This is a genomic window from Kluyvera sichuanensis, from assembly GCF_014218705.1.
GTDB lineage: Bacteria > Pseudomonadota > Gammaproteobacteria > Enterobacterales > Enterobacteriaceae > Kluyvera > Kluyvera sichuanensis.
Window position 1 is genome coordinate 41,261 of the sequence record NZ_JABBJF010000021.1, and the last position, 26,716, is coordinate 67,976.

The 26,716-nt window shown below is 50.2% G+C and carries 30 protein-coding genes and 4 pseudogenes; 4 read left to right on the forward strand and 30 right to left on the reverse strand.

Going from position 1 to position 26,716, the window contains the following annotated elements; translation table 11 throughout:
• Positions 1 to 91: 91 nt before the first annotated feature.
• Both HII27_RS18405 and HII27_RS18410 read right to left on the reverse strand, forming a co-directional pair.
• On the reverse strand, positions 92 to 307 hold the full coding sequence (locus HII27_RS18405; protein WP_164708971.1) for a hypothetical protein: 216 nt from the start codon (positions 305 to 307) through the stop codon (positions 92 to 94).
• 13 nt (positions 308 to 320) lie between these two features.
• Positions 321 to 536 (reverse strand): hypothetical protein, encoded by a 216-nt coding sequence (locus HII27_RS18410; protein WP_046340555.1) that lies wholly within the window; start codon positions 534 to 536, stop codon positions 321 to 323.
• Between the two features lie 145 nt (positions 537 to 681).
• Between HII27_RS18410 and HII27_RS18415 the strand changes: the two genes are divergently transcribed.
• On the forward strand, positions 682 to 924 hold the full coding sequence (locus HII27_RS18415; protein WP_179127123.1) for a hypothetical protein: 243 nt from the start codon (positions 682 to 684) through the stop codon (positions 922 to 924).
• A 1,434-nt stretch (positions 925 to 2,358) separates the two neighbouring features.
• On the opposite strand, the gene HII27_RS18420 is transcribed toward HII27_RS18415, so the two are convergent.
• The 5 genes and pseudogenes from HII27_RS18420 to HII27_RS18440 form a co-directional block, all read right to left on the reverse strand.
• Positions 2,359 to 3,549 (reverse strand): hypothetical protein, encoded by a 1,191-nt coding sequence (locus HII27_RS18420; RefSeq protein WP_039264864.1) that lies wholly within the window; start codon positions 3,547 to 3,549, stop codon positions 2,359 to 2,361.
• A 141-nt stretch (positions 3,550 to 3,690) separates the two neighbouring features.
• Positions 3,691 to 4,527, reverse strand: coding sequence for a GIY-YIG nuclease family protein (locus HII27_RS18425; RefSeq protein ID WP_006812534.1), 837 nt, complete (start codon positions 4,525 to 4,527; stop codon positions 3,691 to 3,693).
• An 83-nt stretch (positions 4,528 to 4,610) separates the two neighbouring features.
• Positions 4,611 to 4,931 carry a DUF5983 family protein gene (locus HII27_RS18430; RefSeq protein WP_039264863.1) on the reverse strand — a complete coding sequence of 107 codons (321 nt, stop codon included), beginning with the start codon at positions 4,929 to 4,931 and terminating at the stop codon, positions 4,611 to 4,613.
• Entirely contained in the window at positions 4,928 to 5,164 is a 237-nt protein-coding gene (locus HII27_RS18435) for a hypothetical protein (RefSeq protein ID WP_039264862.1), read from the reverse strand. The genes HII27_RS18430 and HII27_RS18435 overlap by 4 nt, the downstream gene beginning before the upstream one ends.
• 85 nt (positions 5,165 to 5,249) lie before the next feature.
• Positions 5,250 to 5,516: pseudogene (locus HII27_RS18440) on the reverse strand (hypothetical protein).
• 189 nt (positions 5,517 to 5,705) lie between these two features.
• Here HII27_RS18440 and ydfZ point away from each other — a divergent pair.
• Positions 5,706 to 5,909, forward strand: a complete 204-nt coding sequence (gene ydfZ / locus HII27_RS18445) for a putative selenium delivery protein YdfZ (protein WP_006812537.1) — start codon at positions 5,706 to 5,708, stop codon at positions 5,907 to 5,909.
• Between the two features lie 50 nt (positions 5,910 to 5,959).
• Here ydfZ and HII27_RS18450 read toward each other — a convergent pair whose 3' ends face one another.
• The 8 genes and pseudogenes from HII27_RS18450 to HII27_RS18485 all read right to left on the reverse strand — a co-directional run bounded on the left by HII27_RS18450 (position 5,960) and on the right by HII27_RS18485 (position 11,483).
• Positions 5,960 to 6,331 (reverse strand): hypothetical protein, encoded by a 372-nt coding sequence (locus tag HII27_RS18450; protein ID WP_000766011.1) that lies wholly within the window; start codon positions 6,329 to 6,331, stop codon positions 5,960 to 5,962.
• Positions 6,332 to 6,333: 2 nt separating this feature from the next.
• Positions 6,334 to 6,615 (reverse strand): hypothetical protein, encoded by a 282-nt coding sequence (locus HII27_RS18455; RefSeq protein WP_023315997.1) that lies wholly within the window; start codon positions 6,613 to 6,615, stop codon positions 6,334 to 6,336.
• Positions 6,612 to 7,300 (reverse strand): annotated as a pseudogene (locus HII27_RS18460) (hypothetical protein). The gene HII27_RS18455 and the pseudogene HII27_RS18460 overlap by 4 nt, the downstream one beginning before the upstream one ends.
• Positions 7,301 to 7,358: 58 nt before the next feature.
• Positions 7,359 to 9,044, reverse strand: a complete 1,686-nt coding sequence (locus HII27_RS18465; protein ID WP_185669181.1) for a class I SAM-dependent methyltransferase — start codon at positions 9,042 to 9,044, stop codon at positions 7,359 to 7,361.
• Positions 9,045 to 9,185: 141 nt separating this feature from the next.
• The gene (locus tag HII27_RS18470; RefSeq protein ID WP_082236687.1) at positions 9,186 to 9,758 is read right to left on the reverse strand and encodes a hypothetical protein; all 573 of its coding nucleotides are present in this window, start codon (positions 9,756 to 9,758) and stop codon (positions 9,186 to 9,188) included.
• A gap of 108 nt (positions 9,759 to 9,866) precedes the next feature.
• Positions 9,867 to 10,682, reverse strand: a complete 816-nt coding sequence (locus HII27_RS18475) for a Rha family transcriptional regulator (protein WP_223883246.1) — start codon at positions 10,680 to 10,682, stop codon at positions 9,867 to 9,869.
• 108 nt (positions 10,683 to 10,790) lie between these two features.
• Positions 10,791 to 10,979 carry a hypothetical protein gene (locus tag HII27_RS18480; protein WP_185669182.1) on the reverse strand — a complete coding sequence of 63 codons (189 nt, stop codon included), beginning with the start codon at positions 10,977 to 10,979 and terminating at the stop codon, positions 10,791 to 10,793.
• A gap of 9 nt (positions 10,980 to 10,988) precedes the next feature.
• Complete coding sequence (locus tag HII27_RS18485; RefSeq protein WP_126527271.1) at positions 10,989 to 11,483, reverse strand: hypothetical protein; 495 nt, start codon at positions 11,481 to 11,483, stop codon at positions 10,989 to 10,991.
• A 409-nt stretch (positions 11,484 to 11,892) separates the two neighbouring features.
• Between HII27_RS18485 and HII27_RS18490 the strand changes: the two genes are divergently transcribed.
• Positions 11,893 to 12,495, forward strand: a complete 603-nt coding sequence (locus tag HII27_RS18490; RefSeq protein WP_185669183.1) for a hypothetical protein — start codon at positions 11,893 to 11,895, stop codon at positions 12,493 to 12,495.
• Positions 12,496 to 12,692: 197 nt separating this feature from the next.
• Positions 12,693 to 13,502 (forward strand): chaperonin, encoded by an 810-nt coding sequence (locus HII27_RS18495; protein ID WP_185669184.1) that lies wholly within the window; start codon positions 12,693 to 12,695, stop codon positions 13,500 to 13,502.
• A gap of 659 nt (positions 13,503 to 14,161) precedes the next feature.
• Here the strand turns inward: HII27_RS18495 and HII27_RS18500 are convergent.
• The 15 genes and pseudogenes from HII27_RS18500 to nrdA form a co-directional block, all read right to left on the reverse strand.
• On the reverse strand, positions 14,162 to 14,392 hold the full coding sequence (locus HII27_RS18500; RefSeq protein ID WP_000262979.1) for a hypothetical protein: 231 nt from the start codon (positions 14,390 to 14,392) through the stop codon (positions 14,162 to 14,164).
• A gap of 202 nt (positions 14,393 to 14,594) precedes the next feature.
• Positions 14,595 to 15,188 carry a phage N-6-adenine-methyltransferase gene (locus tag HII27_RS18505; protein ID WP_004109976.1) on the reverse strand — a complete coding sequence of 198 codons (594 nt, stop codon included), beginning with the start codon at positions 15,186 to 15,188 and terminating at the stop codon, positions 14,595 to 14,597.
• Positions 15,189 to 15,372: 184 nt separating this feature from the next.
• Positions 15,373 to 16,215 carry a hypothetical protein gene (locus HII27_RS18510; protein ID WP_185669185.1) on the reverse strand — a complete coding sequence of 281 codons (843 nt, stop codon included), beginning with the start codon at positions 16,213 to 16,215 and terminating at the stop codon, positions 15,373 to 15,375.
• A gap of 128 nt (positions 16,216 to 16,343) precedes the next feature.
• A complete protein-coding gene (locus HII27_RS18515; protein ID WP_000208226.1) occupies positions 16,344 to 16,901 on the reverse strand; it encodes a 3'-5' exonuclease in 558 nt (185 codons plus the stop codon).
• A 9-nt stretch (positions 16,902 to 16,910) separates the two neighbouring features.
• Positions 16,911 to 17,330, reverse strand: coding sequence for a hypothetical protein (locus HII27_RS18520; protein WP_004109992.1), 420 nt, complete (start codon positions 17,328 to 17,330; stop codon positions 16,911 to 16,913).
• A 63-nt stretch (positions 17,331 to 17,393) separates the two neighbouring features.
• Entirely contained in the window at positions 17,394 to 18,038 is a 645-nt protein-coding gene (locus HII27_RS18525) for an AAA family ATPase (RefSeq protein WP_023315988.1), read from the reverse strand.
• Positions 18,038 to 18,514 carry a trimethoprim-resistant dihydrofolate reductase DfrA51 gene (gene dfrA51 / locus HII27_RS18530; protein ID WP_185669186.1) on the reverse strand — a complete coding sequence of 159 codons (477 nt, stop codon included), beginning with the start codon at positions 18,512 to 18,514 and terminating at the stop codon, positions 18,038 to 18,040. The genes HII27_RS18525 and dfrA51 overlap by 1 nt, the downstream gene beginning before the upstream one ends.
• Positions 18,511 to 18,810 (reverse strand): annotated as a pseudogene (locus HII27_RS18535) (hypothetical protein); the annotation flags it as partial. The pseudogene HII27_RS18535 and the gene dfrA51, both read right to left, overlap by 4 nt.
• 58 nt (positions 18,811 to 18,868) lie before the next feature.
• On the reverse strand, positions 18,869 to 19,651 hold the full coding sequence (istB, locus tag HII27_RS18540; protein WP_001531258.1) for an IS21-like element ISSen3 family helper ATPase IstB: 783 nt from the start codon (positions 19,649 to 19,651) through the stop codon (positions 18,869 to 18,871).
• Positions 19,648 to 20,670 (reverse strand): IS21-like element ISSen3 family transposase, encoded by a 1,023-nt coding sequence (gene istA / locus HII27_RS18545; protein WP_000627495.1) that lies wholly within the window; start codon positions 20,668 to 20,670, stop codon positions 19,648 to 19,650. Before istA ends, istB begins: the two co-directional genes overlap by 4 nt.
• Before the next feature lie 86 nt (positions 20,671 to 20,756).
• Positions 20,757 to 20,867 (reverse strand): annotated as a pseudogene (locus HII27_RS27195) (hypothetical protein); the annotation flags it as partial.
• A 19-nt stretch (positions 20,868 to 20,886) separates the two neighbouring features.
• On the reverse strand, positions 20,887 to 21,990 hold the full coding sequence (locus HII27_RS18550) for a thymidylate synthase (RefSeq protein WP_185669187.1): 1,104 nt from the start codon (positions 21,988 to 21,990) through the stop codon (positions 20,887 to 20,889).
• A 188-nt stretch (positions 21,991 to 22,178) separates the two neighbouring features.
• Positions 22,179 to 23,048: a pyrophosphohydrolase domain-containing protein gene (locus HII27_RS18555; protein ID WP_185669188.1), complete on the reverse strand. Its 870-nt coding sequence runs from the start codon at positions 23,046 to 23,048 to the stop codon at positions 22,179 to 22,181.
• Between the two features lie 82 nt (positions 23,049 to 23,130).
• Positions 23,131 to 24,273 (reverse strand): class Ia ribonucleoside-diphosphate reductase subunit beta, encoded by a 1,143-nt coding sequence (nrdB, locus tag HII27_RS18560; protein ID WP_104896023.1) that lies wholly within the window; start codon positions 24,271 to 24,273, stop codon positions 23,131 to 23,133.
• Positions 24,274 to 24,380: 107 nt separating this feature from the next.
• Entirely contained in the window at positions 24,381 to 26,696 is a 2,316-nt protein-coding gene (gene nrdA, locus HII27_RS18565) for a class 1a ribonucleoside-diphosphate reductase subunit alpha (protein WP_185669189.1), read from the reverse strand.
• Positions 26,697 to 26,716: the final 20 nt, after the last annotated feature.

Below are 26,716 nucleotides of genomic sequence, written 5' to 3' on the forward strand. Positions count from 1 at the left end.
CGAGAAAACGGCTACAAAGCATAGCGTTACGGCGCTGCGCAGCCCCGGAGGTTGCAAACAGCAAAAAGCCACCGTGCTGGTGGCCTCACGCTTAATCTTCGTCGTCCGGGAACTCGATGTGTACCGCATCCACCAGCTCCCGCTGTTCATCTTCACTGAGCAGGTGCCAGATCTCCTTCCCTTTGGGTGATTCCCCTTCAGCTGGTACGAACGACCACAACTTGCGGTACAACTCCGGCCCCACTGCATCCAGGCATTCAGCCAGGGAATCCACGCTCCACACCTCAACCATCACAGGCATCTTAATCATCTCTTCACCCTCACTTCGTTTCTGACATCGTGCAGTTCCACGCGACGGACATTGGGTTGTCCTCGATATGGAAATCAAACGTCCCTTCTCTGTATCCTTCAGAGATGAGCGTCGCCACGCGGCCAGCAACATCCAGGGAACGGATAACGTCATCGAGGGAGATCTCACACTCGGATGACGCTTCCTCGCCACAGAGGGTGATGCTGATATTCAGATGTTTGTACATGTGTTTCTCCTTTGTCTAAACACATTGTTTTCTTGTGTGTGTTATTATCGCAATAAGAAAACGGGGAAAAAGAATTCCTTAAAGGCTGATGTGCTTGTGCCGATTTATTGATATGTATGTATCTGGCTAACTCAGAGGGAATGTGATGAGCACTAAAGACTACACAGACGGGTACTTCAGCATCGACGCCGAGAGAGGCGAGTTGCTACATGGCGGCATCGCTGTCGGACGCGTCATTTTGGTTAACGGTCAGATTTACACAGAGCTGGACGATACCAGTTCAAGCGCACCTGTCGTCTCCGGCCCCTTCGGGACAAGAGAAGAGGCGCTCGATGATTTGTGGGACAACAGAGACGATGCGAATCAGGGCAGTGAGATTTTCGAATAAACGTCCTCGGCGATTTCACCACCAAAACCCGTAACCCTTTACACTAGATCTGGCTTCCCGACATGAGCGTGCGAAGCTGATCTGGTCTCAACGCTCAACTGCGGGATTCACCAATTCCCGCACTCTTCAGGTGAATGAGGAAAAGGCATACTCCCGCAGCCGCCCCTCGCTCTGAACCGGGATGTACCCGTTTCCCGACCGGCAGCCAGCCTTTTCTCGGTTCGTATAGCGGGATTCCCACCGTTTCCCTGAAAACCTCCAGCCTTTTCCCTACGGCGATGCCCCGTTCCTGAAAAGGGACATGGCCTTTTCCCTGGATGGCCCGAAGGTTGACCGAAGGGGTGGATAGGGACGTTACGGGGGATGAAAACTATGGCTTGAATTTCTACGAAGAAAGTAGCGATACCCCTCTTCCCCTTCCCACTTATACCTCCAGTTAAATCTCTACGGATTTTCTCTCCTGTGGACGTGCAAACCTTCCCCCTGATAACACTCTATACGGCGAGTATTCCTTTGGGTGAAATGGGTGGTTTGTTCTCTCTACCGGCGTATGTGGTTTCGTTCTTTTTGAGGTGGTTCTTCTCTGTGTTTTCGTCTGGGGTGTTCTCGTCGTTTTGGGGAGTGTTCTTCTCCCTGTATGGAGTAATGGCAGGTGCGCTTTTCTCTTCGTTTACGTGAAATTGTGGAAGTGTGGGTAATGGCAGTAGGGCGCTTTAGTTGTTCTCCGCATATGAAGTAATGGCGTTCCCTGCTATTCAGGGATTTGCGCTCTCTTTCGGGGTAATGGTGGGTAAAGGAGATTGCGACGGTTCCTGTTCTGGTCTGGGTTTGTCCGGGGTTTCGTTCTGGCTGTTCTTCTCCGTGTATTGGGTAATGGCATATAGGGGTTTGCGTGCACGAGCTGCATTCACGGTTGCCTGGGGAGATTAGGTGGGTGCTCTGTAGCCTGGGGCAAAGAGGTGGGTCTTTTCGGTAGCCTGACAGGAAGAGGTGGGTGTTTCCGGGATTGTGGGTAATGGCGTCTCTGGGTTTCCTGTGGGTGTGGTTAACTTGTTTTCTTGTGCCTGAAAACAACTTGTTTAGATGTCCAACATAACGCAACGGGAGCGCTTCTGAGCGTGTCTGCTTTTGGGTGGTATCACGAGTCGTTTTTGACGTTTTGGTCGCAGGGAGATGGATTCTGGTGCGCAGGAATTTGGGTATAAGAGATGGCGTGCGAAAACATCAATTTTTTAGACCAAATCAGGGGAAAGCGTTGACTTTTCGTTGACGTGTTATTTATTTGTTTTCTTATGGGGGTAATTGGCTTAAATGCCTTGTCACGCCTGGGTTGGGGTAGGTTGGAGAGGTGGGGAAAGTGGCGATCAACGGACTCTTATAGAAATCCTCAATTTGTGACCGCCAATGTCAACGGATTGATTAAGCTAGTTGTGCTCAAACATCTCCGTTCTTAATCCACTGCCTGATTTCCTCGTCTCGTGCGACTTCTTTCTCGTGTTGGGTAACATACAGGTCGGGTAAAAGAGGTGGAGCGAATTCTGGCTCTGTCGAACACCACTTTTCATATGCCTCACGCATAGATTTTTCTACATCCCAATGTTCCAACTCTTGGTATTCAATCGGCCAGTTATCCTGCAATTTCTTCACAGCTTTAGCCACGTCGTACCGGAAGTAAGGGTTAAGACCAATGAAATTACCAGCCAGCATGTCATCAACCTCCTTCACTCTGGCAATCTTGGAAAACTTACCAATAGCAATGTTGAGATCCCAATCAGACACGAATAACAGCAGTGCGGCAAATGCCAGAAACTTAGCCTCTCCATATGCTCTGTCGCTAACCGTTTTTGTCTTAAACTCAATGTAATTGCTCATCACAAACCCAGTAAGCTTGTAAGTCTTATTTATCTCATCTTCCAAAAGCGATGGGTCGAGAATTGCACGGCCACGATTATTATCTATGTGTTCTAAGATTGCCGAAATGTCTCTATGGGATACTGAAATTTTACGCAATTGCTGGAGAGTCTTGATGTGAACTCTTAGCACCTCTTTGTCAATTGCACGAGACCAAGAAAAACCAGGCACAGTAGCCTGAATGGGTGAGAAAGGCATAATATCCGGGTTTGTCCATGCCAAATATGATTCACGTAACCCGCTAATATAGTCAAGCCAATCCAAATGACCCTTTTCCAGCCATATTTCAAATGTGGAGTCCTTACGCTTATTGAAGAACCATTCCCTCATCTGCCACATTTTTTCTTGCGTAAAAATCCCTTCCTGTATGCCGGCGCATACCAGTTTTCGTATTACCTGCGAATACTTTGTTCGATCTTTCGTGAATGTGACAAGGTGCTGCCTTACCTCAGATGTTAACCTATCTCCGTAGAAGTCACATGATGGATGGTGGCCTTGGCCAGCTTCACCAGTAAATCTGAAATGCGCCTTCTTGTGATAACCATCATTCCTAGAGGCTCTAACAAACGAGCCACCTCCGACTTTGCAAATTGGACAGATGATGTCTTCACGAGCGACAGCATGAACTGAGCTGTCATCTAAATTTTTAAGTGCCAAGTACTGCTCGGGGTCGACTTCCTTTTGTAACGATTTCGAAAAAGCTGTATCCGTCATATTGTCCTCTTAAATGTCTCGTTCCAGTAATCGGTTGACTAAGGGGGCCGATCAACTACTTAGCCAAGATATTATAGCTCTTGTTATTTATTTGTTTTCTTATATGTGTAAACAAATAAACGCTACAATTTCGACAATAACTCAATTCCTATTGTGTCCTACTGAACGAGAAAGCAGTATGCGTTTCCAGTGTGATTCTCGTCGGTTTATCTCGCAGGCGTCACTGTTAATGTCCATGATTTCCAGAATAGAGAACGTGACATTCTTGAGCCTTTCCTCATCGCCGGTTCCAAACGCTTCAATCAGGCCAGCATTCCCGCCGTGACCCGTTTTAAAGTAGGTCTTCCATCTTCCCCATATTCCGCCTTTGCCGTTTGCCTGGCCAACATACAACTTCTCGCCATCAACATCAGTCAGCAGGTAGATGCCTTTGACAATACTCAGTGCAGTTCTCCACGACTTTAACTCCTGCCGAATGATGGTTCCGAGACTGGCTCTGTCCAGAACTACGTCTTTGTAGCCGGGAAACTCGCCAAATGATAGACAGGATGGCGCAATCTCAACGACTCGCAGTTTTCCGGCAAGAGTTTCGCCGTTCAAAATAGATCTGCGAGGACGCTCCGCACTGACATACAAACGTCCACGATATTCATCCAGTTCAGGAACAGGTGTCAGTTGATAGAGATAGTAGTCTTCGTTCCGGCCAGGTACTGCATGTGATGCTGTCAGAGAACACCCAACGTTGAGATAGGTGCCAGCATAGAGAAATCGCGCCTTATCTTCAGTCTGAATAAGAGAGACAACGTAAGTACGATTGAAGCTTTTCAGCTTCTGCAGGCATTGCCAGTCGTCGAACGTCTCTTTCACGAACTCCTGTATCGGGTTTTCTTTATATTCGTTGGTGCTGGCTAAATGAATTTTGCTGTTATTTGGGGTCAGCTGCGGGTATAGCGACTGAAGGTACTGGAATAGTTCCATGCAGAAAATGTCCCTTATGAGATCGGCTCTGATATCTGGTATCTCACATGGAGAGCCGATCTGTCCACGACAAAAAAAAAGGCTTACCAGTCCCAGCCAGGTAATCCGTCCACCAGCTCGGCGTCGCAATCGAAGTGAACCGCGTCAAAGCCGGCATCCACTATGGTCTGTATGTTAGAGATCGTCTCTTCGGAAATGCCATACTCACGCAGCTCTTCTTTCCAGTCATTCCCTCGCATTCCAGCACGAACAATCCAGCCGTACTGTGTACCGTGTACCCAATTCAACCCGCGATCAGAAAGTGGGTCGAAGCAGGCAATGGGTAGCCGTTCTGAATCCGCTGCCGTTACGTGGGCGGTGCTGATCACCGCCGTCTTATACGATTCGGTGATTTTCAGCATCATGCCTTCTCCTTTGGAAACAGAATGTCGGCCGTGTCAGAAATGACATCCCAATTCACGCCGACGCTGGCGTCATGGCACTCTTTGATTTTTCGCAAAACCTGAACGCACTGTTCGTCAGTCAGGTCTGGTCGCACTTCACCTACATCTTCCTTGTGCCACATCACCATCAGCAGCGGCTCGTCTTCTGGGTAGTTCTCCAGCTTTTCGATGATGTCTTTTGCGGTTCCGAGCATGATTAACCCCTTAAACAATTTGTCTTCTTGTTGGTGTTATTATCTCAAATAACAAAAGGCAGAAAACAAGATGTTTAAGGGATGATTAGGTGAGTTTGAAGTCGTCTATGTCATCAACAAACTCCATATACCTGGCTTCGACACTCGACAATCTGATCAGATACGCAAGCCCGTAACTAAGTGAAGTGGGTTGCTCCAGCACAAATTAGAACCCATCATCATGCGTTTTACCAAGCCAGAATCCCCCACCGTATTCTTTTTCACGTTGGAAGAAAACGAACTGTCCTGGTATCAGGTGTTTGAGTGCTTCGCCTCTATAGACGATCTCATATTTGGAATTTTTGATGCCCATTTTTCCCGCCTCATAACACTGTATAAATAAACAGTAATAATTATTGCAGTACCGGTCAACTTTGCTGGTTAAGGGAATAACAAGGTGGTGAAAACAATTTGTTTCGGCACTTGAGATTTTGCAAATCGCACATACATGGAAAACGGCAATTATTGAAACCTGATTTGACCCATGTGAAAGGAGGAAACGATGAAGACCTATGATCGCAACCGTAACGCTATCACTACCGGCAGCCGAGTGATGGTGGCAACGAATGGTGCAACGGGAGTCATCAAGGAAATCTGCGGAGAAGGCAAATCAGAAGAACAATTACGCCGTTCTGACTGCGTATCTATCGAAGGTGTGGAGGGTCTGTTCTGCCCAATGGATTTGGTTCGCTTAGGGTTCCACTAATTTCACCAACCAGAAAACAAATTGTTAAAGGCCACAATAGTGGCCTTCATTTACTCAGCGATAAGCGATCCAATCATCGCCTGTAGCTCTCGTTCTTTTTCTTTGGCTACGCGTAGTAATTCGGCATTTACATGACGTTGCAGCTTATCCATTACACGGAACGACGGACGGCGCATGACGCTCTCGTCGATGGCTTTGGTATTCAAGCTAATAAGATGCCCGAAGTGGTTGAAGCCAGCCCCGACGAACACTTCATATAGCTGGGCATCGCGCTCAAACAGAGCGATCCCATTTCGCACCTCAAGCAGCGTTCCTTCCTCAATAAGCGTATCCAGCGCCTTATCCCAGACCGGACAAAAGCGATAATTGAAACCTTCCAGTAATGCTGTAAAAAACAGCGAAACGGCATTACCCAACTTCATAGTTACTCTTCCTTGCTCCTTGCTCTGTTAGCCTGCACTTCCTTAGCCAGCTCGTAGGTAATTTTGCACGGCACAATCATCGCCCAGCCTTTTTCGTGGCTGTTAATCACCTGCTGAACATGGCCGTCTGTAATGGGCAGATCCGGCAACTGTTTAAAAACTTCCATCTGCTCATGGATATGCAGAAACCACCTTGCCAGCTCCATCTGCTCACCGCGGGTGAGGGGATTATCCAGCGGGGACTTAACAAAAGCGGAGACGCGCTCGACAGGCAGATCATTCATGCCGCGCACCTCTCTGCTTTATCCTGCAATTCGCGGACATACTCGACCAAAGAGCCGCCTGGTGGGATCTGGCATTCCTCAACTAACTGGAAGTAGATGTCTGCGGCCGCGCGTGTGTTCGAGCCTTTGTTTAGCTGCTCTTCGCGCAGCGCATCACGTTCGTTGATCAAACGAACACACTCGCCGTTACGCTGATCAACAACGGCCTCAAGTTCAGCGATACGTTCGCCTGGCGTCTTGCCTTCTTTGCGCTGGATGGTGACGGTAAACTCGCCCATTTCAGGAACGTTGTACCCCAGCTCTAGGTAGTTTCTGGCGCCGCTGCGGACGAACTCACCTGCGAACATGGTGGCGAACATCGCAGAGGCCATTTCTCCTTTGAAAAGCGACTCCAGAGCTAACGGAGTGCCGGCAGACAGAGCCTCTTTTGCTGTGTCCATTGCGTCCATGAACCGGTCGAACTCATTGGCGCGTTTCTCAAGGTCTCTCCACTGCTGGCTCCAACGGCGTGCCAGATGTTCGATAAAAACCTGCGCCGATTCATCAAAGTTACCTTCGAACGTCACAAGCTCCTTGTCGATTTTATGGTTCCGGCAGGCGTTCCTTCGTTCCCCTGTAGCACTAAATTAAATGGCAGCTTCGCCTGATTAACGCTGGCGAATGTAATTCTCGATTTTTCGCTCATGTGTTTACCTCTGATAAAGTGGCTCTATTCTTACACAAATTAGGTAAGTATTTACCTATCATTTTACACGCTTGAAAACGTATACGCTGACAGTGATTCCGGTGTCTTCAAACTCGTCAGTAAACGACTTCCCTTTGGCATAAACGTAATTATCCAGCGACATCCAGTTCAGAACTGGCGCATCACCCGGCAGTACAGCCACCAGTCGCCCGCCGACTTTAAGATGCTCCAGCGCGGCCAGCGTATGCTCTCTGTGACGGCCAAGAGAGTAGGGCGGGTTCATGACGATTTTGTCGAACTGATAGCCTGCGTTGTCCTCAGACCACTTCATGAAGTCACAGCAGACCGTATTTGTGTACCCCTTGCCAAGCAGGATATCAGCGAAGAGAGGTGCGACTTCTATGCAGGTAACGTCTTCCGGATTGGCGTCGATGCAGGCCAACAGATCTCCGCGCCCGGCTTCAGGCTCCAGCAGCTTCTCACCTAGCTTCAGCTCGATGGCTCTGGCAACGTACTCCGCTATCAAACGTGGGGTAGGGTAGAACTGGTGTGATTTTGTATCCGGTATTAAGCCGGTGGCCACAATCGTATTGAGCGTATGGCCGATCTCATACGGGAACTGCCAGTGCTTTTTCTCCTGCACGCCGCCAATGAAGTTCAGTGTGCGCTCAAGCTCTTCCACCTGTGACTTCTGTAGGTTGGAATCAGAGAAGTACCAGACGCCTTTGTCTTTGCTGAATCGCCCGTCGCGCAGCGCGGTACGAACCGGCTCGGAGATCGTCTTCTGGATTAACCCGAACTCTTTTGGTGCCCGTGTTTTGGGTGCAGTACGGCATGGCGCCGGGATTGCTGCAGGCATACTGTAAGCCAGCACCTCATTCAGCTTCCAGGCCACGTCAGGATGTATTTCAAAGTGAACGTTGCCGTTCTTGAACATCTTCACGCGCATCAGGTTTCCGTCGACATTCATCCAGTCACCGGTCTGGCAGTCGTTTGCCCGGTACGCAGCTGATAGCATCTCAGTTGTGCGGTTGATGGTGATGAACTCTTTGTGTGCGAAGAAATGAAGCATGACGCGCAGGTCGTCGATGTAGTCCTCTTTCCGGTAGTTCACGCTGACGCTGTCCCGCCAGAACTCGGAAATGCAGTTGGCGATGATCAGACGCTCGCTAAAGCCGTTCGTCTTATTGGTCTTGTGGGCAGGACTCAGCGCTTTAAACAAGCCATACACGCGCTCAGAGAGATATTTGTGCCTGTCATTCAGCAGATTGAGCATCGTGGGGATGACCGTTTCTGCTTTGAACTCCGGCACACCAACGAACTCCTTAACCTTCATCTGGTAGCCGGTTCTGTCAGTCCTGATGGTCTCCTGCTTGCCCTCGATGAACTGCTCCCGCCACTCGTCGCGGCGGGAAGCTGGCATGATCAGCAGAACGTTTGTCATATCCGTGACCTTCTTCCAGTACTCGGCCCAGATATTCTGTTTCACCCATTCAAGGTCGACCTTATCCAGCCAGGCTCTGTTAAAGCGTGTGCGCTCGTCATCCGGCCGGTGGTTGAGTCGCAGCAGGCGGTTAATCATGTTGTGGCGTTCGTCGCCATAAACGAAGTCGTGAACCTGATGCATGAATGCGATCTCTTTCTCGCACTCGGCCACAATTTCGTGGATGACGTTCATTTCCTGCCGGTAGTCGATATCAGTGTTTGGGGTGATAGCGTCAATGATGGAAAGGGCTGTATTCATGATTGCACCATTAAACAAATTGTTTTCTTGTTGGTGTTATTTTCCCAAAGTTGAAAAGGCGTAAAAGCAGCATTCACAGGCGTTGCAGCTGATTTAAGGCGTAAAAAAGGGGGCTTTCGCCCCCTGTCGGCAGGTGAGAAATTAGTGGTGTACGTGCTGCGTTTTGTGCGGCTGTTTGTTCAGGTCGTGGCGATGGGTCAGCTCGCGCATCATGTCTTCAAGACGGCTCTTGGTGTCGTCAAGCTGGTCGGCCATTGCCCCCAGCAGCTGGCGAACGGCCATCGGATCGTCGCTGTTCAGATCAGGCATTTTGAACCCAGCCTGGGAAGACATCAGTTTGAAGGCGGCCAGCAACATCGCCAGAGAAGACTTCAGTCCGGCGATTTCGCGATCTTTGCTGGCGTTGGTTTCATCTGCCTTGACTGAATCCGGTGAGCACTTCGGCTTGCTTACCATTTCCAGCGTTGCCTGAAGTTTGTCGGCGCGTTCTTTCTCTTCCAGATACGCTTCGCCGAAATGACGCGCCAGCATCACAATTTCAATCGGATCATCAATCATGCTTGAGAACTTGAGAACGCTGAAAAGGCGGTCGATAGGGGAGGCGTCGTCTTCGTGACCAACCACAAGACCCATGATCTCAACCAGTTCGGCCGCACCAACTTTTTTAATCACGCTTTCAACTTTGGCATTAGTTTTTTTGCATTTTTCGCACATGTGTTTTTTCCTTATGTTTTTAAACAAGTTGTTTTCTAGATTGCGTTATTGTGGCGTGACTGAAAAGGTGGGCAAACGCTACGTAAAGGCGGACACCCACACTGACGGTTAATGAAGACGTTTGGATTCCTTCATTTCACGTTCGACATGCTCACGACACGGCTCATACTCAATGGCGCTGGCGGTAATTTTCCCGGCAGAAATTAGCTTCACGGCAGCAAAGCAAAGTCCTTTAAAGGTGAACTTGGCCTGGTTGCGTCCGTTTCCGATGACAACGTTTTTGCCATATCCGCGGTCAATGAAGATCTTGAGGAACTGGCGGTTAACAGTGATGTATTTGCGCTTAACGTACACATCACCCAGCGAGTCCATCAGCGCACCCAGAACAGCCCCGGACGTTCCGAGAATGCGACCAGCTTCATTCAGCCCATAAAGCTCATCAGCAGTGCCGCAAATGGTGTCCATGAGAATGGCTTTTGGTTTTGCGTTAGATAGTGCAACGCCTAACGCCTCGTTCTCTTTCTCCAGACGCTCGTTTTCCTCGACCTGGTGTAACAAATGAACCAGAGCTTCTTTATAGGTACGTGGAATAGCAGGCGTTCCGCGGTCGGCAAACATGGACTCAAGCTCTCTCCACCGATCAACAAGGCGTGCGGTAAATTCAGGAGAAAGCTGCGCCACGACAACGATGCTGTCGCGTTTACCCTGTTCGGCTTCGAACAAGTAAAACGTAGCCGGACGCCCGGCAGTGGGCTTTTCCACCAATGGTGGAAAAGTAATAACGCCGGATTTAGCGAGTCTTTCAATGGTGCGTTTTACGCTGTCATGGCGACTGCCGACCATTTCGGCGATCTCCTGACTGGTCATCGATGGTTTGGCGTGTAAGCCTGTAGTGGTGGGAGTGTGTGCAGTTGCCTCAAACATACATTCTCCATTCAGTGTAAAAAGGGCCGTCAGTGGCCCTTGTTGTTAACTCTCATTGGTTGATTGGCTAAACAATTTGTTTTAACAGTGCCGAAAAGAGATTTGGCATCAAAAGAACCAGAGAATGCTGCCCACCGGAACAACGAAAATGCCCACGACACGCGCAAGTGTCATTCCGGCATCAAACTGAAGATCGCCACTGTTCACGAGTTTCACCAGATTCATGATCCAGCCGCCAATCAGAAAAATGGCGAGGCCAACAATCATCGCGGTGACTTTCTGGAAGCTCCATTTCATGCAATAGCCTCAGTCACAGCAGAAGGAAGATCCGGAGTTGCAGGTCGAGCTGGAATCGTGTCCAGCAGCATCCCATCCAGAGAGACAGGAGGTCGTTCTGGCAGGGGTGTCGTCTGCAAGGTTGTGGTGGAAGTAGTTGTGTCCGTCATCAACAGACTCTGACCGGTTGGTACGGCTACCGCTGCCAGGGTTGCTAAAATTACTCCGTAGGCCATTGGCTTCAGTCGATTTCGTTGAAAATTTTCCATAAGAACTGTCCTTGTGTGCCTGGGATTCACGCAACACACGAGAGGCGACGGAATCACGCACCTTCCCCATGCCTACTGTCGCACCCAGATTTGCTATGGCGGTAGCTTGCGCATCAATGCGCTTCTCCAGCTCAAACACTCGTTCTTCCAGTTCCGCAAGGCGTGCAGAAACACGACCGCTAAACAGCTCGGCCAGAACCAGGCGAATTGAACGGGGACGTTTATTGAAAGAAGTGAAAGGCGTTTGACGTGCCATTTGGATTCCATTCAGTGTCAGAAAGAGTTGCGGCTGGCTTGGCCAGCCGCCTTTTGGCGTTCCATCCTGGAACAGTACCTAACCGGTACTTCGTCATCCTGACGAACGGTAAGATACCTGATTTAAAATGATAGGTAAATGCTTACTTATTACTTTGTGACAAAAATCCAATATCACGCTTGTGAGGCATATCAGATGCGGAGTAGACGGCGATCATAGTAGGCCGTTCATTAGATCGGCTTTGAGAGCGGATTGGACCAAACCCTAGATAGCGAGAGAGCACGGTGCTAATACCCGGTCACGTCACCAGCCAGGCGACAACAGATGAGTTCATGGCAACATTTCGGAAGGTATCTTCGTATCATTATGTGGTTAAATATACATAATTTAACCCAATGGAATTTTAGCCATGCTAGCCTTCTGGCACGAAAATTCAGACCTCATCTCCGCATTTTTAGCAGCTCTTTTAGGTGGCTTTTTCACGATGCTAGGAGTGACAACTCAGGTGAAACAGCAAGCAAAACAGCAGGCAACAGCGGCCAGAGAGAAGCGTATAACAACGCTATTGGGTGTCAGAGAGGAAATAGACTCACTGATTAAACTGTATCAGGCCAGAATGGCAGAAGAACTCAAAAAATACGACCAGAACTCACCGTTCGATAACATTTTCCCCATTACTCAAAACTACTTCACGTTCTATGAAGCCAACTCGGCATCCCTACCTGAAGTTCATAGAGAAACACTCTCAAAAATTGTGGCTTTTTATACAAGCGCAAGAAGCCTAATTGATTCCTATCGCGGTAATAATGCACTTATCGAACGGCTGGACTCCACGCAGGTTGCAAGTGACATTACTGGCAACAAAGAGCATCTTGCACACCTGAAAAGATACACCATCCTAGCCACAAAGTACGGCCGCGGATTAATGATGATTCATGAAGAGGTCATGCTGCGCTATAAACAGGTTATAGAAGCCATCGATGGTGAAATCTCACAGTTACAATGCAGTTAGCACTACAATCTGTCCGCATATTACTCGACGCGGTCGGGCTTAACGGGCTGAAGATCCACTGTGAGCGAGAAGATGACTGTTACGCGTTGAAGTTAATTGTATTACTTAGGTAAACATTATCATTTTCCAGACGTTAAGTTGTATCTTTGATAGGATTAAAAAAGGTATAGATAGCTTATGTTACTGAAGGAATAAAAATGACAAAAATTAGTGAACGATGGAAGCACAATGGCATTACTAAAGGTTATTGCAATATTTGTGGAAAATTTGACTTGCTCACAAAGGATCATGTCCCTCCAAAGTGCGCCATAACCTTAGGTCCTGTCCTTCAGAAAACAGTTAGCGAATTTTTTAATGCTCAGGAACCAGTTAAACCGTTAAATGCTAAAAACGGATCTTATTTCAGAACTATTTGCAGTCACTGCAACAATAAGGTGTTAGGTGGGTTCGATGTTGCAATTGAAAATGTAGCAAACTCCTTTAAAGAACAGTTGAGTCAATATATGAATGGTACGAATGTATATCCATTCATTAGAATACCTTTTGATAGCATATCTTTCACTAAGGCTATGATTGGACACGTGCTATCAGCAACTTCAGTTGAAGATTGTAAAAAAGAACCCGTACACAGCCTCTTCTATACACCTTTAAAGGATTATGTTTTGGGTAATAATCCAAGTTTTGAGGAAACTCATGATATTTACTACTGGTTTTACCCACACAGAATGCACATATCCGCTCAAAGTGTAGCATTTATGAACGAAGGACATGTGGCATTTATTTGTGCTTTACATTTTTTCCCTATCGGGTTTATTATCACAATGAAAAATGAAGGAACATACCCTGCCCACTCAACAAAATTAGATCTTGAAGATAAATTCCTTACATTTAATATGACCTCTATAAATTATGAGTATACGACATTTCCATTTGTAAATCTTAAGGGAAACCAAATGTATGCTATAAGCAACGGCCATACTTGTGTTAGTTATCCAATAATTAAGTGACAGCTAAATTATACAATCAACGCATGTTCACGTTTTACATATACCATCGATAATGTCCGCTCTTGGCACATTGAAGACATTACGATGCGCGATTTTTTCCCTCGCGCGTGTGCGCACGCGTGCGTGTAAATATTAAAAATTTTTATTAGAAAAGAAAAACTTACTTCCCAGAACAGGTTTTAATAAAACCTGAACTGAACGAACGAAGTGAGTGAAGTTCACCTCGAACGAAGTGAGAGGTTGTCTTTTCAGGTAATACTCTCCCAGGGAGGTGAGTACAAAATCTCCTCACCAACCTGGTCGTTACATAACCTGAAAAGTTATGACCTAAGTCTACTGCCAGCTTAGGCTTGGGAAGTTATGGATGACAGCACCCCAGAACCGAGATCTTCCCACACTTTATGAAGGGGAGTACTGGATTCAACCTCTCGAAATACTCCAGACTCGACAATCATAAAGTGACCCTTCTCTCCGCTCACTTTGGTTCCCCCTTCCCCAACCCCTAAGCGGTGCCGGTTCTACGCTGGTAGTGAGCTTTTTTAAACCTGACGCCAGTGACGCTATCCCCCACCCATCAGGTCGAGCTGCCGGAATCAATCCGGAAAGCGAGTGGATTTTATCACTGGCGATCTGCGTTTTAAATGGTAAGTACTTACCGATTATTTCGATTGATTATTTTCTCGACCATGAAGCTGGACGTTCAGGGCAAACACCTCATTGATGAGTTCCCCTAACAGCTGCTCCACCAGCTCTTTGTGCTCGCCTGAATGAAGACATTTGAGCGACCATTCGTAGAGACTGAAAGCCTTATCGCGATCTTTCATCATGTCGCGCACTTTGGCCAGAAAATCGCTCTCAACGAGCGCTACGACGTTCGTCGGGTATACCATGATAGTTTTCCTTACTGTGGTTCATAAAATCGATTCTAGAGCGTCTGAAGAGGGGTTCCAGTGGGTTCTGGAGGTGTAAAACGGTCTGGGAGTTGTTTGGAAATCACGTCTTAAAAAGCCTGCGTCTGTATATATTAATAATTAGTACTTAGTTATTTATATATACGGAAGCAGGTTCTCAAACTAACTCCCAGACTGGTGTTTACGCTGCCTTTTTACGTGGTCTCTTCTTCCTGACAACATTGGCAGGATCATAACCACCCAGCTTTTTCATCACCGCCAGCGGTATCTTGCTGATGGTGTGCCCAGCTTCCTGACAGTAGCCACGGAAGATAAGCAACATGCTGCCACCAGGGTTGATGTTCACCTCCACCAGCCCAAGTTCAACATCCGGCTCAACGAACGCAACACGGCCGCCAGACAAGATGACGGTTTCGTTGGCGCATTCAGCCGCACGCTCGTACCACTGCGTATCGAGGGATTGTGGTATCAACATGACCGTCGTCACTCCACGCGCCTGCTCGCGGATGGCTGCGTCTATCCAGGGGGTGATTTTGGAGTAGGGCGGGTTAAGGAACGCCACAGTGCCAGGTTCTCCCCAGCTGCACTTGAGCGCATCACGCTCAACACCGATAAAGTTCGGCAGGAGAGCATTATCTTTGTTGCAGGCGACGTCCACATCGAACTTTACGCCTATGTAACGTTGGATGGCGACAAACAACCACTGCGGTGTGCGCCAAAGGTCGCGAAGAGAGGCATCACGCTCTCGCTTTTTGATTTTTTCGGCTGCGATCATTACTTTGCTTTGATAGGTAAACACTTACCTATTTTTTCATTTAATCCAACGAATAGCAAACAAAGAAGAACGCGCCAGATCCGCAAACGGGAAGCTCTCTGGCGCGTTTTATCGATGCTGGGTATGCGATTAGCTTACCCAGCGTCCTAAAGCTCTCAGGGGCTTTAGATCGGGTAGGGGAACATCATCCAATGGAATACTCCGCTATGAATTTTTTGACGATCGGCGACTCTTTATTAAGGGTTAGATTTCCACCTTCCCTGGTGGCAATGCCAGTAGCTGGAAACACAGCCATCATCTGGCCAGCCTGAGTCGAAGCGGTGTTGAGCGGATATGGTTTCTCCGGGTTGCTCATTAGCGCCAGTTTAATGCTATTGCTGGTCGCCGTGTTCGCGTCAAGGATATGGCGCATTGCGATTACCGTGTAGACGCTGATTTCCGGCCCACCACTAAACCAGTTCAAAAGGTTTAAGATCTTGTCTTTCGCTTTGACTGGCGCCCCTTCGAATGCGGCAGTAAAGCTCTCACTTTCCAGACCGGCTGTCGCATAGAACGATTCGTCCTTACCTTCCAGCGTGAAGCGAGGTTTGGCCGTGGTACGCTCTGATTTTGCCTTCTGGCGTTTTGGCTGCTCTTCTTCAGGTTTAGGCTCTGACGCCACTGAAGGTAAAGGGGTTGGATCTGTACCGGTAGTCTCAGTACTTCGAGCGTCAAGTTCAGGCGCTGGCTCGTTCACTATCTCCGCAACAAGGTCACGCTCTGGTTCCTCGACCTTCACCGATTCGTGCTCAATCTCAAGCTCTTCCAGAATGCTACTCAGATCGCCGGTAGAGCTGGCATTCATGACTTCATCCGCCACCGCCTCGACTGGTTTTGCGATTGCATCATCCAGACCAGAGAGAAGATCGTCGATCTCGTCGACACCGCTCGTTTTCGCAGCTTTCTGCACTGGTTCGTCGAGAGATTGCAACATTGCAGTCAGTTCGTCCAGGTCATCGTTTTTAACAGTGTTTGTAACTGCGCTCATTTTTAACTCCTTATGTTTTTGTTGGTGCGTTTCCGCGTTTTGGTTGAGCGTATTTTGTCAAAACCTATCAGGCGGAAAAGTCATAATTACAGGCAGTTAGAAGAACTGAAGGCAAAGAAAAAGCGCCATCAGGCGCTTTCGAATGGGAGTTTGAAGAAGCCGTATTTCTCTCGGGCTTTGAAGAAACACTGCATCATCAGATCAGTATCGTAGAGAGCACTATGGGCCTTCTCACGGTCGTAAGTGAACCCAAGTGAGAACGCCAGCTCTTCCAGGCGTGGGCGCTTCCCATCCTCGGTAGCCCACAAGCCATCCAGCATGGAGTCAACCAGAGGGATATCTGGCAATTTCACCCCATAGCTACCGAACTCGTGGCGAATGAACGGAAGGTCAAAAGCCTCTCCGTTATGGGCGACTAACGCGCTACATGCGCCCATGTACGCAGCAATCTTGCCTGCGTGGTCAGCCAGTAGCGGTTCCGTCGCCAGATCTTCCAGTGAAATGCCATGCACTGCCTGAGCCTTCGGATCGATACTGCGACGCGGGTTGAAGCGCATCTCAAGGCTGTCGATGTGCTTCTGGGTTTCCAGTTCATAACGGGTTATCGCGATTTCGATAATTTTGTGGCCGGATGTGAAGTCCAGCCCTGTGGACTCAATATCGACGCCACCGACAATCGTGGTCATTGGTACTCCTTACAGCTTCTTCGCGCCTTTCAGCAGTGCGCCACGCACAAACTGAGCAGCCTTTTTCAGTGCGTCCTCGCCACTTTCGCAGACGACCGGCTCGCGCCATTCGCCCGTTGATGTGTTGAGGATCTGGATTTGGTTGGTCTCCAGGCAGACGGACACGTACAAAACCGTACCGCCTGAGAGTTTGAGGTGCATAGGAAACAGAGGGCGCTTGGTGCCGCCATTGAACTGCGACATCGCCACATTGATGGCTTCGCCAACCTCTTCCCCAACAAGCCCTTGAACGGACTCAAACACTGCGCGGATAGCCAGACGTGCTTCACGTTCACTCATCAAAGAGCGGGATTGTTCGTCAGCAATGCGGATCAGTGCTTCAATCGCTTTACGATCTAATTCATCCGAGAGGGGAAGTTCATCTATCATTCTGTTTTTCCTCGATTCATTTCGCGTGTCTTATTGTCACACTGCCCAACAGGGGAGCAATATTCAGTGGAAGGTCACTCGTCCTGTTATACGGCGCTCGATGTTTTCAGCGGCTCTGTCCAGCACTCGCAATACCGATCTGGCTCGCGCTTCAACCGTGCGGCACTTTTCAGAGATAACGAACACCTGCAGATCGCCGGTTTGGGGAAGCGTGTTGATTTTCGTCAGCTCACCGCACATAAGTGCATCGATGCGAGCAACATAGAGACGGTCAAGCGATCCTCGCTGGGGACGCGCGAGATCTTTGCTGGAAAGCTCAACGCCCGGGCGAAGACCCGCGATAGCATTGAAGTTGGAAATGGCCGCTTTGTGGCAAAACTGCTCAATGTCGAGAGCCAGCTCGATGCAGCGGTCTTCGTTGGTCTGGCCGACCAGGTCAAGCGTATAAGCCATGACATCGGCTGGCGTGCGGTCGATAACAAAACCTTCAACGCCGCGGGTGATCATCTCGATATGTCTGGCAATCTCCATCTGAACCTGAAGACGTTCGTAAAGGGGCAAACGCTCGCCAACCTTCACCCCCAGACTGCCCATCAGCTTGCCAACGCCGGCATCCACATACGGAATGCCATAATGCGCATCGATGTACCTTGCCAGGGTTGTTTTTCCACTGCCCTGTGCGCCAGTGATTCCAATCCGGTAATCCATTACGACCTTCTGTATACGATCTGCAAAAAGCCAGGCTCATCCTCATTTGCACGTTGGGTATAAGCCGTTTCGACTGGTACGAACCCTAAAGAACGCATCATTGGCGCCGGGAAGAACGCATCCGCGCCCGGCACATCCACGCCAATATGCGACAGCCAGATCTCTTCTACGTGTGGCATAAAGAGCGAGTAAATCTGCCCGCCACCAATCACCCAGACCGGATCTGGCAGTCTCAAAACGTCATCGATGCCAGCGGGGTAGAACCCATTGGGGATATACCCACGAGAGCGCGTCAAAACGAGGTTATGGCGCTCTGGCAGCGGGCGCTTGAGACTTTCCATCGTCTTGCGTCCCATCACGACAGTGGCGTTTTTGGTGAGTTGTTTGAACAGTTTCAGATCGGTCGGGCAACACCAGGGAAGTTCGTTGCCAATGCCGATTTCATAGTTGCGGCCGACAGCTGCAATCATCTTCATTGGCTTACCTCATAGATGGTTGGTCGCTGGTGAGAATCTGCCAGCGCAGAACGCAGACGCGGATCATGAACCAGTGCGGCGATAAGTAAGTCGCCTTTGTGCTCTGCCAGCGTGCGCTTGATATGGGTTTCAAAACTGACACCGCGCGGAACAAGGTGGAGCCAGTCATAATCAATGCCGAAGTCCTTCAGCCAGCGTTTGGTTGGGCCTTCGAGCGCTTCCGGACGACTACTGATAAGCACCACTTCAGCACCGGAGCGAGCAAAACCACGCAACATGCGGCTGGTGTCAACAACGGGTAAAAAGTGATCCACTTACCGCCACCACCAACGGTTTAATATTGATCCACCTTGTTTACTCAGGATTAGCTTCAGCTATAACCCCGGCCTTTCGTTTCTGCTTCAGTCGATAGCTTTCCCCTTTTATTTGCACGACGTGTGAGTGATGTAAGATCCGGTCCAGCATCGCCGATGTCAGCGCTGCATCACCGGCGAACGTCTGATCCCACTGCCCGAACGGCAGGTTGGAGGTCAGGATCATCGCGCTCTTCTCGTAACGTTTGGCGATGACCTGGAAGAACAGCTTGGCTTCCTCCTGACTGAACGGCAGATAACCTATTTCATCGATGATAAGCAGCTTCGGGGCCATGACACCACGATTGAGAGTCGTTTTGTAACGGCCCTGACGCTGTGAAGTGGACAGCTGTAGCAGCAGGTCCGCTGCTGTTGTGAAGCGAACCTTGATGCCCGCCCGTACTGCTTCGTAGCCCATGGCTATCGCCAGATGCGTTTTTCCCACGCCCGATGGCCCCAGCAACACGATGTTTTCGTTACGCTCTATGAAGCTCAGGGATCGCAGCGACTGGATTTGCTTCTGAGGAGCGCCGGTGGCGAAGGTGAAGTCGTACTCCTCGAACGTCTTTACCGCCGGGAAGGCTGCCATCCGCGTGTACATCGCCTGTTTACGCTGATGCCGGGCCAGTTTCTCCTCATGTAACAGGTGCTCCAGGAAGTCCATGTAGCTCCATTCCTGATCCACCGCCTGTTGCGACAGCGCCGGCGCTGCGCCGATAAGACTGTCCAGCTGGAGCTGTTCGGCAAGCACCATCAGCCGTTGATGTTGCAGTTCGACCATCATGCGGCTCCTCTGCAGAACGTGTCATAGATGGAGAGCGGATGATGCAACGGCTGCCTGTCGAAGGTCATCAGGCTTTCATCAACCTGCACGTCATACTGTTTTTTCTCCGGTGGCAGTGCCAGCATGGATTGCTGTTCCTCCACCCAGCGATCGCAGGGGCGGGTCTGGATAGTTTCATGCTTACGTTGATTGGCCACATCGTACAGCCAGCGCAGGCCGTAACGGTTTGCGGTTTCAACATCGACGGTGATCCCCATCGGACGCAGGCGTGTCATTAACGGGATATAGAAGCTGTTGCGGGCGTACTGCACCATCCTCTCCACCTTGCCTTTAGTCTGCGCCCTGAAGGGACGGCACAGGCGGGGAGAGAAGCCCATCTCTTTGCCGAACTGCCACAGGGAAGGATGGAACCGGTGCTGCCCGGTCTGGTAAGCATCACGCTGCAGCACCACCGTTTTCATATTGTCGTACAGGACTTCCTGCGGTACACCGCCGAAGAAGCTGAACGCATTGCGGTGACAGGCTTCCAGCGTGTCGTAGCGCATGTTGTCGGTGAACTCGATGTAAAGCATTCTGCTGTATCCCAGAACAGCGACGAACACATGCAGGGGTGACTTGCCGTTTCGCATGGTCCCCCAGTCAACCTGCATCTGCCGTCCGGGCTCGGTTTCGAAGCGAACGACCGGTTCTGCCTGTGCTGGCAGGGTCTGTTTACGGATGAACTCTCTCAGGATAGTAAGCCCTCCACGATAGCCCAGCTCCATGATTTCCCTGGCAATAACGGTCGCCGGGATTTTGTAGGGATGCGCATCGCTGATCCGCTTAGAGATGTAATCACGGTATTCATCGAGCAGTGATGATGGTGCCGGGCGTGGTGAATACTGCGGCTTTTCAGATTTGGCTTTCAGGTGGCTGCGGACAGTATTGCGCGAAATACCCAGCTCCCTGGCAATGGCCCGGATACTCATTCCCCGCTTGTGCAGGACTTTAATTTCCATACGAATCTCAAAAGTGATCATAAGCTCCCCTGTATTCAGAGGAGCAGATTAACCCCTGGATCAATTTTCAACCGCTGGGGTGGATCAGTTTTGCACCGTTGGTAACAGCTGGTGGGAAAGATGAGTTCATCACCGGCAATGAGAGCGCCTGCATCCGCATCAGACACTGCTTTGCGATGGCTGGCTCTCGCCAGCACACCTTCAATTTCACACAACACATACATCCCTCTGGCCATATCACACCGCCACTGGAACCTTGATCCACGGAAGAGGGCTGTAGCCGCACACCTGCACACCTTCCCATTTGAAGTCGTCCAGTTCGGCCCATTCATGCGGGAAGATGACAACCGGGTCGGACTCATTGGGCGGCTCGCGCTTCATCAGTTCCTCAACGCCTTCCATGTGGTTGTCGTAGAGATGAACGTCAAAGCCAAAATGCACGAATGCGCCAGCCATGTGGCCGGTGATCTTCGCGAGGAAGTGGGTGAGAATGCCGTAACCGGCGATGTTGAACGGCATACCAACAAAGGTATCGACGCTGCGCTGCACCAGGCATGAGTTCAGAATGCGTTTCGGGATGCCCAGCTCGTCCAGCATGTTCTCAGTAATGCCGCCATCTCTTTCCAGAAGACACAGCATCTGGGTGTAAATAGACTCGTGGCCGTGGCGGTTGTGCTGAATGCCAATGTCGGTGGCCATAGTCAGTCGGGTCTCAAAGTCCAGCTCGCGACTCCACAGTGAAAACACGAAATGGCATGGCGGCAGCTTCATATCTTCCAGTTCGCCAACATTCCAGGCATTCAGCAGGATGCGACGATCTGTAGGGTTGGTGCGAAGCGTGTCAACGATACGCTGTAGCTGATCAATTTCACGGGACAACACAACGCGATCTTCACTTACGCCCAGATACCCCTCGACCTTGTACCCGCGCTCACGGAACGTGTCGATTTTGCTCAAATACTCGCTATGGCTCACGATGCGGGTATCTTCCCACCGACGCCATTGTTTGCCATAGACCGGGCCTAAATCGCCATTTTCATCAGCCCAGGCATCCCAGATTTTGACGCCATTGTCTTTCAGGAACTGGATGTTGCCCGTTCCTTTGAGATACCACTCCAGCTCAACCAGTAACGGCTTCAGGTTGACGGCTTTTCCGGAGATAAGTGGAACAGAGCCTCCCGTCAGCATGTAGTAGGAAGGGACATATGAAACGCTTTTTGTGCCGGTTCCGGTGCGATCACCCGCGTGAACGCCAGTGTTGAGCACCGTTTCAACCACTTTGGCATACGAACCACTGGCAAACTGACCGTTCGTAAAGTCTCGATTCAGTAGGATAGACAAAATCAACCTCACACAAGATAGGTAAGTACATACATATTATTTTATACAAGTTTATCTGTCAGAAGTGTGTAAGGCTAGGAGGGGAGTAAAAAAATGGTGGCTCTTAGGCCACCATTGCAATGAGCAATTAAGAACTTGGACAATAAAACACGCCCAGGCAATATATAATGATAAGTAGATACTTACAATTATTTTTTTACCATCTCGTAAAGAGATGAGGCTTTCGCCTTCTCAACAAAGCGAGTCAGATCCACATCGCTGTAGGTTGGGGATTTGAGGATCTTGCCATCAGAAACTCTGAAGCCAATCATCATGTCAGTCCCTTCAGCGTGGCGGAAGCCCAGATCTTCCTTGTCGTATTTGCAATTCTCTACCGCCACACGACGCTCTTCGGCGTCAGCCGGCCACAGCTTGGTCATGTTGGAACGATGGATTTCTGCCACCAGCTCAACAATATCGATACCGAGAAAATCAGCCAGGCGGTAGGTCATCATGCAGGCAACGTAGATTTTATTCATCACGCGGCGCAGCTCCTGCACCAATTCGGAATCGCTAATCGGCTTCGCTTCGAGTTTGTCAGCCAGCGCATTCAGCATTAATGCAGCTTCTTTTGCTTCTTCAAACGGGATGGCCATGTCGTCAAAGACCGTGTTGCCTGGAACCATGATGGTGTGGATGAAGCGATCAACACTCTGCTCTTGGGTGTAGTAGCTCATGCCTGTAGAGATACCGCCTTTGATGGCCACCATTGTGCCGACGCCCACGTAAAGGAAGTCAGCCATCGCATCCAGCAGCGCCGTCATGTCCCCGTTTTTAGCTGCCGGGATGCCCTCGGTAACAGCTTCTTCGTGGATCAGCTTGGCACGCAGACGCAGTAGTGCCGGATCTGAAATGGCACGGCGTGGGTGCTGAAACAGTGTGTGGAACTGGTCAACCATCAGGTAGATGCTTTCCGTTGCCTTGCCAAAACCGGGATTCAACTCGTAAGGCTCTGGCTTAAATCCCACGAGTTTGTCTGCGGCAAGTTTCAGATGATCGGTCAGTTTCGTAAATTTCATGTCTTCTTTCTTTCCTTTGGACTTCATTTGATACGTCAATTGTGACCCAGCAGCGCCAGGCCACAAAGTGGTTAAACTCGGCTTAAAGGTCTGCGAACTGGCTCAGGCCGGAGCGATCGACAGCGGAGTCAATCTGGCCAACGAGGTAGTTGCTTTGTTCAGCTTCCTGCGGAGCGATCTGCAGGGTGTCTGACAGCAGCCATTTGTTCATCCATACCAGTGGATCGTCTTTGATTTCCGGGAACAGCGGTCGCAGCCCAAGACGACGCATTGCCAGGTTGGTGCGGTATTTCACATAGCTTTTGAGGATGTCGGCATTCAAGCCAATCATTGAGCCGTCTTTAAACAGATAGTCAGCCCAGCGCATTTCCTGCCCGGCCACATCCATCATGGTCTGATAGATGAAGCTCTCTTCTTCTGCGGCAATCATCTTCCACATCAGACCTTCACGACCGGTACGCATAAAGCGGATCATGCGTTCAGTACCTTCGCAATGCAGAGTCTCGTCGCGCGCGATAAAGCGCATGATCTTCGTGTTGCCCTCCAGCAGCTTCCGCTCACCAAAGGCGAACGTACACGCAAAGCTCACGTAGAAGCGAATCGCCTCCAGTGCATTCACCGACACCAGTGTTCGGAACAGCTGGCGCTGGAGAGGGTAGGGCTTGCCATCAAACTCGCTGACATAAAGCCGTTCAAATTCGTCTTCGCCAAGATGCTGGCGAGCGCAGGTCATTTCGTACAGTCTGTCATATTCGCTTGAGATGCTTACAGCCCGGCTGATGATCTCTTCGTCCGTGACGATGCCGTCGAAAACGATGCTCGGGTCATCCACCATACCGCGGATAATGTGCGTATAGCTGCGGCTGTGAATCGTCTCGGAGAACGACCAGGTCTCGACCCATGTCTCCAGCTCAGGAATGGAGATCAGCGGCAGCAGTGTTGCGTTAGGACTGCGACCCTGAACGGAATCCAACAGCGTCTGGTAACGCAGGTTGCTCAGGAAAATATGGCGCTCGTGCTCTTGCAGCTTGGTATTGAAGTCGATGCGGTCAGTGGTAATGTCGACTTCTTCAGGGCGCCAGAAGAACGAAAGTTGTTTCTCAATCAGCTTTTCGAAGTCACGGTACTTTTGCTGATCGTAGCGTGCTACGTTGACAGACTGGCCGAGGAACATAGGTTCCTTCGTTGCGTCGTTAGCGCCCAAACGGAAAGTAGAATAAGTCATGTGTTTCCCTCTGAATGTTATCAAATGGCTTTAAACAAATTGTTATCTTATTGGTTTAAACAAGGTGCTCAACTCAATGAAAAGGTGGGGATTTCTCCCCACGCTCATCAGATTTTGCACGCGCCATCGCACTCATCTTCTGGCTCAACAACCTCCGCAGCGGAAGGGTCTGACACCTGATCGTCGTCATCACGCTTACCAGCGCCATCACGCGTGTTGTGGTAATAAAGCGTCTTCACACCTTGCTGATACGCAAACAGCAGATCTTCCAGCAGCTTCATCATTGGAACCTTGTCGCCAGGGAAGCGAGTCGGGTCGTAGTTGGTGTTCGCAGAGATGGCCTGATCGAAGAACTTCTGAATGATGGCCACCTTAGTCAGATAGCCGCGGTTATCCGGCATATCCCACAGGTACTCGTACTGGTCTTTCAGTTGAGCGAAGTCCGGAACGACCATCTTCACGATGCCGTCTTTGGAAGACTTCACGGACACCGGGCCGCGGGGCGGCTCAATACCATTGGTGGAGTTGGTGATCTGGCTGGACGTCTCACACGGCATTTGAGCGGTCAGAGTTGAGTTACGCAGACCATGCTCACGGATACGGCCACGCAGCTCTTCCCACGGCATTTTCAGCTCGAAAGAGGTCTCCGGGTTGGTATCCAGCGTTTTGCGATAGTGGTCGACTGGCAGCTGGCCCTGTGCGTATTTGGTGTGGGAGAACCAGTCACATGCACCTTTCGCTTCGGCCAGTCGGCAGCTCGCATCGAGCAGGTAGTACTGAATGGCTTCGAAGGTCTCATGAACCAGCTGGTTGCCCGCAGCGTCAGAGTAGTTAAAGCCGTTCTTCGCCAGATAGTAAGCAAAGTTGGTCACGCCAATACCCAGACTACGACGAGCTTTAGCCGGGATTTCTGCAGCAGCCATCGGGTAGTCCTGATAGTCGAGCAGAGAGTCCAGTGCCGCCACAGCGTAAAACGCCACGTCTTTCAGTGAGTCCAGCGTGCGGATCGCACCCAGGTTGAACGCAGACAGGGTGCAAAGCGCGATTTCCCCGTTCGGATCGTCAGTGAACGCCAGTGGCTTGGTCGGTAGCGTGATCTCCATACAGAGATTGGACTGGTGTACCGGTGCAATTTCCGGAACGAATGCGCCGTGATCGTTCATGTGGTCGACGTTGGCAATATAAACACGACCAGTGGAGGCACGCTCCTGCATCAGCGTAGAGAACAGGTCGACGGCCGGGATAGATTTCTTACGGATGCTCTCGTCGGCTTCGTACTTCAGGTACAGCTCTTCGAACTTGTCCTGATCAACAAAGAACGCGTCGTACAGGCCCGGCACATCGTGTGGGCTGAACAGCGTAATGTTTTCGTTGCGCACCAGGCGGCGATACATCAGACGGTTGATCATCACGCCATAGTCGAGATGACGAACGCGGTTCTCTTCAATGCCACGGTTGTTTTTCAGCACCAGCAGACTTTCAACTTCCAAGTGCCAGATCGGATAGAACGCTGTAGCAGCGCCGCCGCGAACACCGCCCTGAGAGCAGGATTTCACCGCCGTCTGGAAGTGTTTCAGGAATGGAATAACGCCAGTGTGGGTGGCCTCGCCATTGCGGATCTCACTGCCCAGCGCACGCAGACGCCCAAAACCAATACCAATGCCCGCGCGACGTGACACGTAGTCGATGATTGCGGAAGACGCAGCGCTAATCCCTTTCAGACTATCAGCAGCTTCAATCAGCACGCAGCTGGAGAACTGGCGAGTAGGGGTGCGCACGCCGGCCATAATTGGCGTTGGCAGAGACAGCTTGAATGTACTGGTCACATCGTAGAAGCCCTTAACCATCTCCAGACGCGTCTTACCGGCGCAGCCATCTTCCCAATTCTGGAACAGGCACATGCCGACCAGCATGTAGAGTTGCTGTGGCCCTTCGTAGATAGCGCCAGTTACACGGTTTTGAACGAGATACTTGCTCGCCAGCTGCACGGTGGCGGCATAGCCGAAGTATTCGTCGCGCTTAGGCTTGATGTACACGCCCAGCTCGGCAATTTCTTCCTGAGAGTAGTACTTGAGAAGGTCTTCATCGTAAACGCCACGACTGACGTTGCTGACGATGTGATTGTAGAAATTCGGGTAGTCATACTGGCCGAAGGCGTCCTTGCGGATCTTGAACAGGCTCAGTCGCGCGGCAACCTGCGAGTAGTTCGGGGTTTCCGGAGAGATCAGATCGGCAGCGGACTTCACCAGCGCCTCATGCAGCTGGCAGGTGGTCATTCCGTCGAAAATGCTGGCAGCAGCGCCCATAGCGACAGCAGACGCGCTAACGTTGCGAATGTTTTCGACTCCCCACATCACAACGCGGTTGTATTTTTCCTCTGACAACGGCTCAGTGGAACCGTTACGTTTTACGATGCTTATCATGTATCACCCAATAAAAAAGG

Coding starts and splice junctions, on each gene's coding strand:
- HII27_RS18410 (WP_046340555.1), bottom strand. CDS start 536: ATGTACAAACATCTGAATATCAGCATCACCCTCTGTGGCGAGGAAGCG.
- HII27_RS18415 (WP_179127123.1), top strand. CDS start 682: ATGAGCACTAAAGACTACACAGACGGGTACTTCAGCATCGACGCCGAG.
- HII27_RS18420 (WP_039264864.1), bottom strand. CDS start 3,549: ATGACGGATACAGCTTTTTCGAAATCGTTACAAAAGGAAGTCGACCCC.
- HII27_RS18425 (WP_006812534.1), bottom strand. CDS start 4,527: ATGGAACTATTCCAGTACCTTCAGTCGCTATACCCGCAGCTGACCCCA.
- HII27_RS18430 (WP_039264863.1), bottom strand. CDS start 4,931: ATGATGCTGAAAATCACCGAATCGTATAAGACGGCGGTGATCAGCACC.
- HII27_RS18435 (WP_039264862.1), bottom strand. CDS start 5,164: ATGCTCGGAACCGCAAAAGACATCATCGAAAAGCTGGAGAACTACCCA.
- ydfZ (WP_006812537.1), top strand. CDS start 5,706: ATGAAGACCTATGATCGCAACCGTAACGCTATCACTACCGGCAGCCGA.
- HII27_RS18450 (WP_000766011.1), bottom strand. CDS start 6,331: ATGAAGTTGGGTAATGCCGTTTCGCTGTTTTTTACAGCATTACTGGAA.
- HII27_RS18455 (WP_023315997.1), bottom strand. CDS start 6,615: ATGAATGATCTGCCTGTCGAGCGCGTCTCCGCTTTTGTTAAGTCCCCG.
- HII27_RS18465 (WP_185669181.1), bottom strand. CDS start 9,044: ATGAATACAGCCCTTTCCATCATTGACGCTATCACCCCAAACACTGAT.
- HII27_RS18470 (WP_082236687.1), bottom strand. CDS start 9,758: ATGTGCGAAAAATGCAAAAAAACTAATGCCAAAGTTGAAAGCGTGATT.
- HII27_RS18475 (WP_223883246.1), bottom strand. CDS start 10,682: ATGTTTGAGGCAACTGCACACACTCCCACCACTACAGGCTTACACGCC.
- HII27_RS18480 (WP_185669182.1), bottom strand. CDS start 10,979: ATGAAATGGAGCTTCCAGAAAGTCACCGCGATGATTGTTGGCCTCGCC.
- HII27_RS18485 (WP_126527271.1), bottom strand. CDS start 11,483: ATGGCACGTCAAACGCCTTTCACTTCTTTCAATAAACGTCCCCGTTCA.
- HII27_RS18490 (WP_185669183.1), top strand. CDS start 11,893: ATGCTAGCCTTCTGGCACGAAAATTCAGACCTCATCTCCGCATTTTTA.
- HII27_RS18495 (WP_185669184.1), top strand. CDS start 12,693: ATGACAAAAATTAGTGAACGATGGAAGCACAATGGCATTACTAAAGGT.
- HII27_RS18500 (WP_000262979.1), bottom strand. CDS start 14,392: ATGGTATACCCGACGAACGTCGTAGCGCTCGTTGAGAGCGATTTTCTG.
- HII27_RS18505 (WP_004109976.1), bottom strand. CDS start 15,188: ATGATCGCAGCCGAAAAAATCAAAAAGCGAGAGCGTGATGCCTCTCTT.
- HII27_RS18510 (WP_185669185.1), bottom strand. CDS start 16,215: ATGAGCGCAGTTACAAACACTGTTAAAAACGATGACCTGGACGAACTG.
- HII27_RS18515 (WP_000208226.1), bottom strand. CDS start 16,901: ATGACCACGATTGTCGGTGGCGTCGATATTGAGTCCACAGGGCTGGAC.
- HII27_RS18520 (WP_004109992.1), bottom strand. CDS start 17,330: ATGATAGATGAACTTCCCCTCTCGGATGAATTAGATCGTAAAGCGATT.
- HII27_RS18525 (WP_023315988.1), bottom strand. CDS start 18,038: ATGGATTACCGGATTGGAATCACTGGCGCACAGGGCAGTGGAAAAACA.
- dfrA51 (WP_185669186.1), bottom strand. CDS start 18,514: ATGAAGATGATTGCAGCTGTCGGCCGCAACTATGAAATCGGCATTGGC.
- istB (WP_001531258.1), bottom strand. CDS start 19,651: ATGATGGTCGAACTGCAACATCAACGGCTGATGGTGCTTGCCGAACAG.
- istA (WP_000627495.1), bottom strand. CDS start 20,670: ATGATCACTTTTGAGATTCGTATGGAAATTAAAGTCCTGCACAAGCGG.
- HII27_RS18555 (WP_185669188.1), bottom strand. CDS start 23,048: ATGAAATTTACGAAACTGACCGATCATCTGAAACTTGCCGCAGACAAA.
- nrdB (WP_104896023.1), bottom strand. CDS start 24,273: ATGACTTATTCTACTTTCCGTTTGGGCGCTAACGACGCAACGAAGGAA.
- nrdA (WP_185669189.1), bottom strand. CDS start 26,696: ATGATAAGCATCGTAAAACGTAACGGTTCCACTGAGCCGTTGTCAGAG.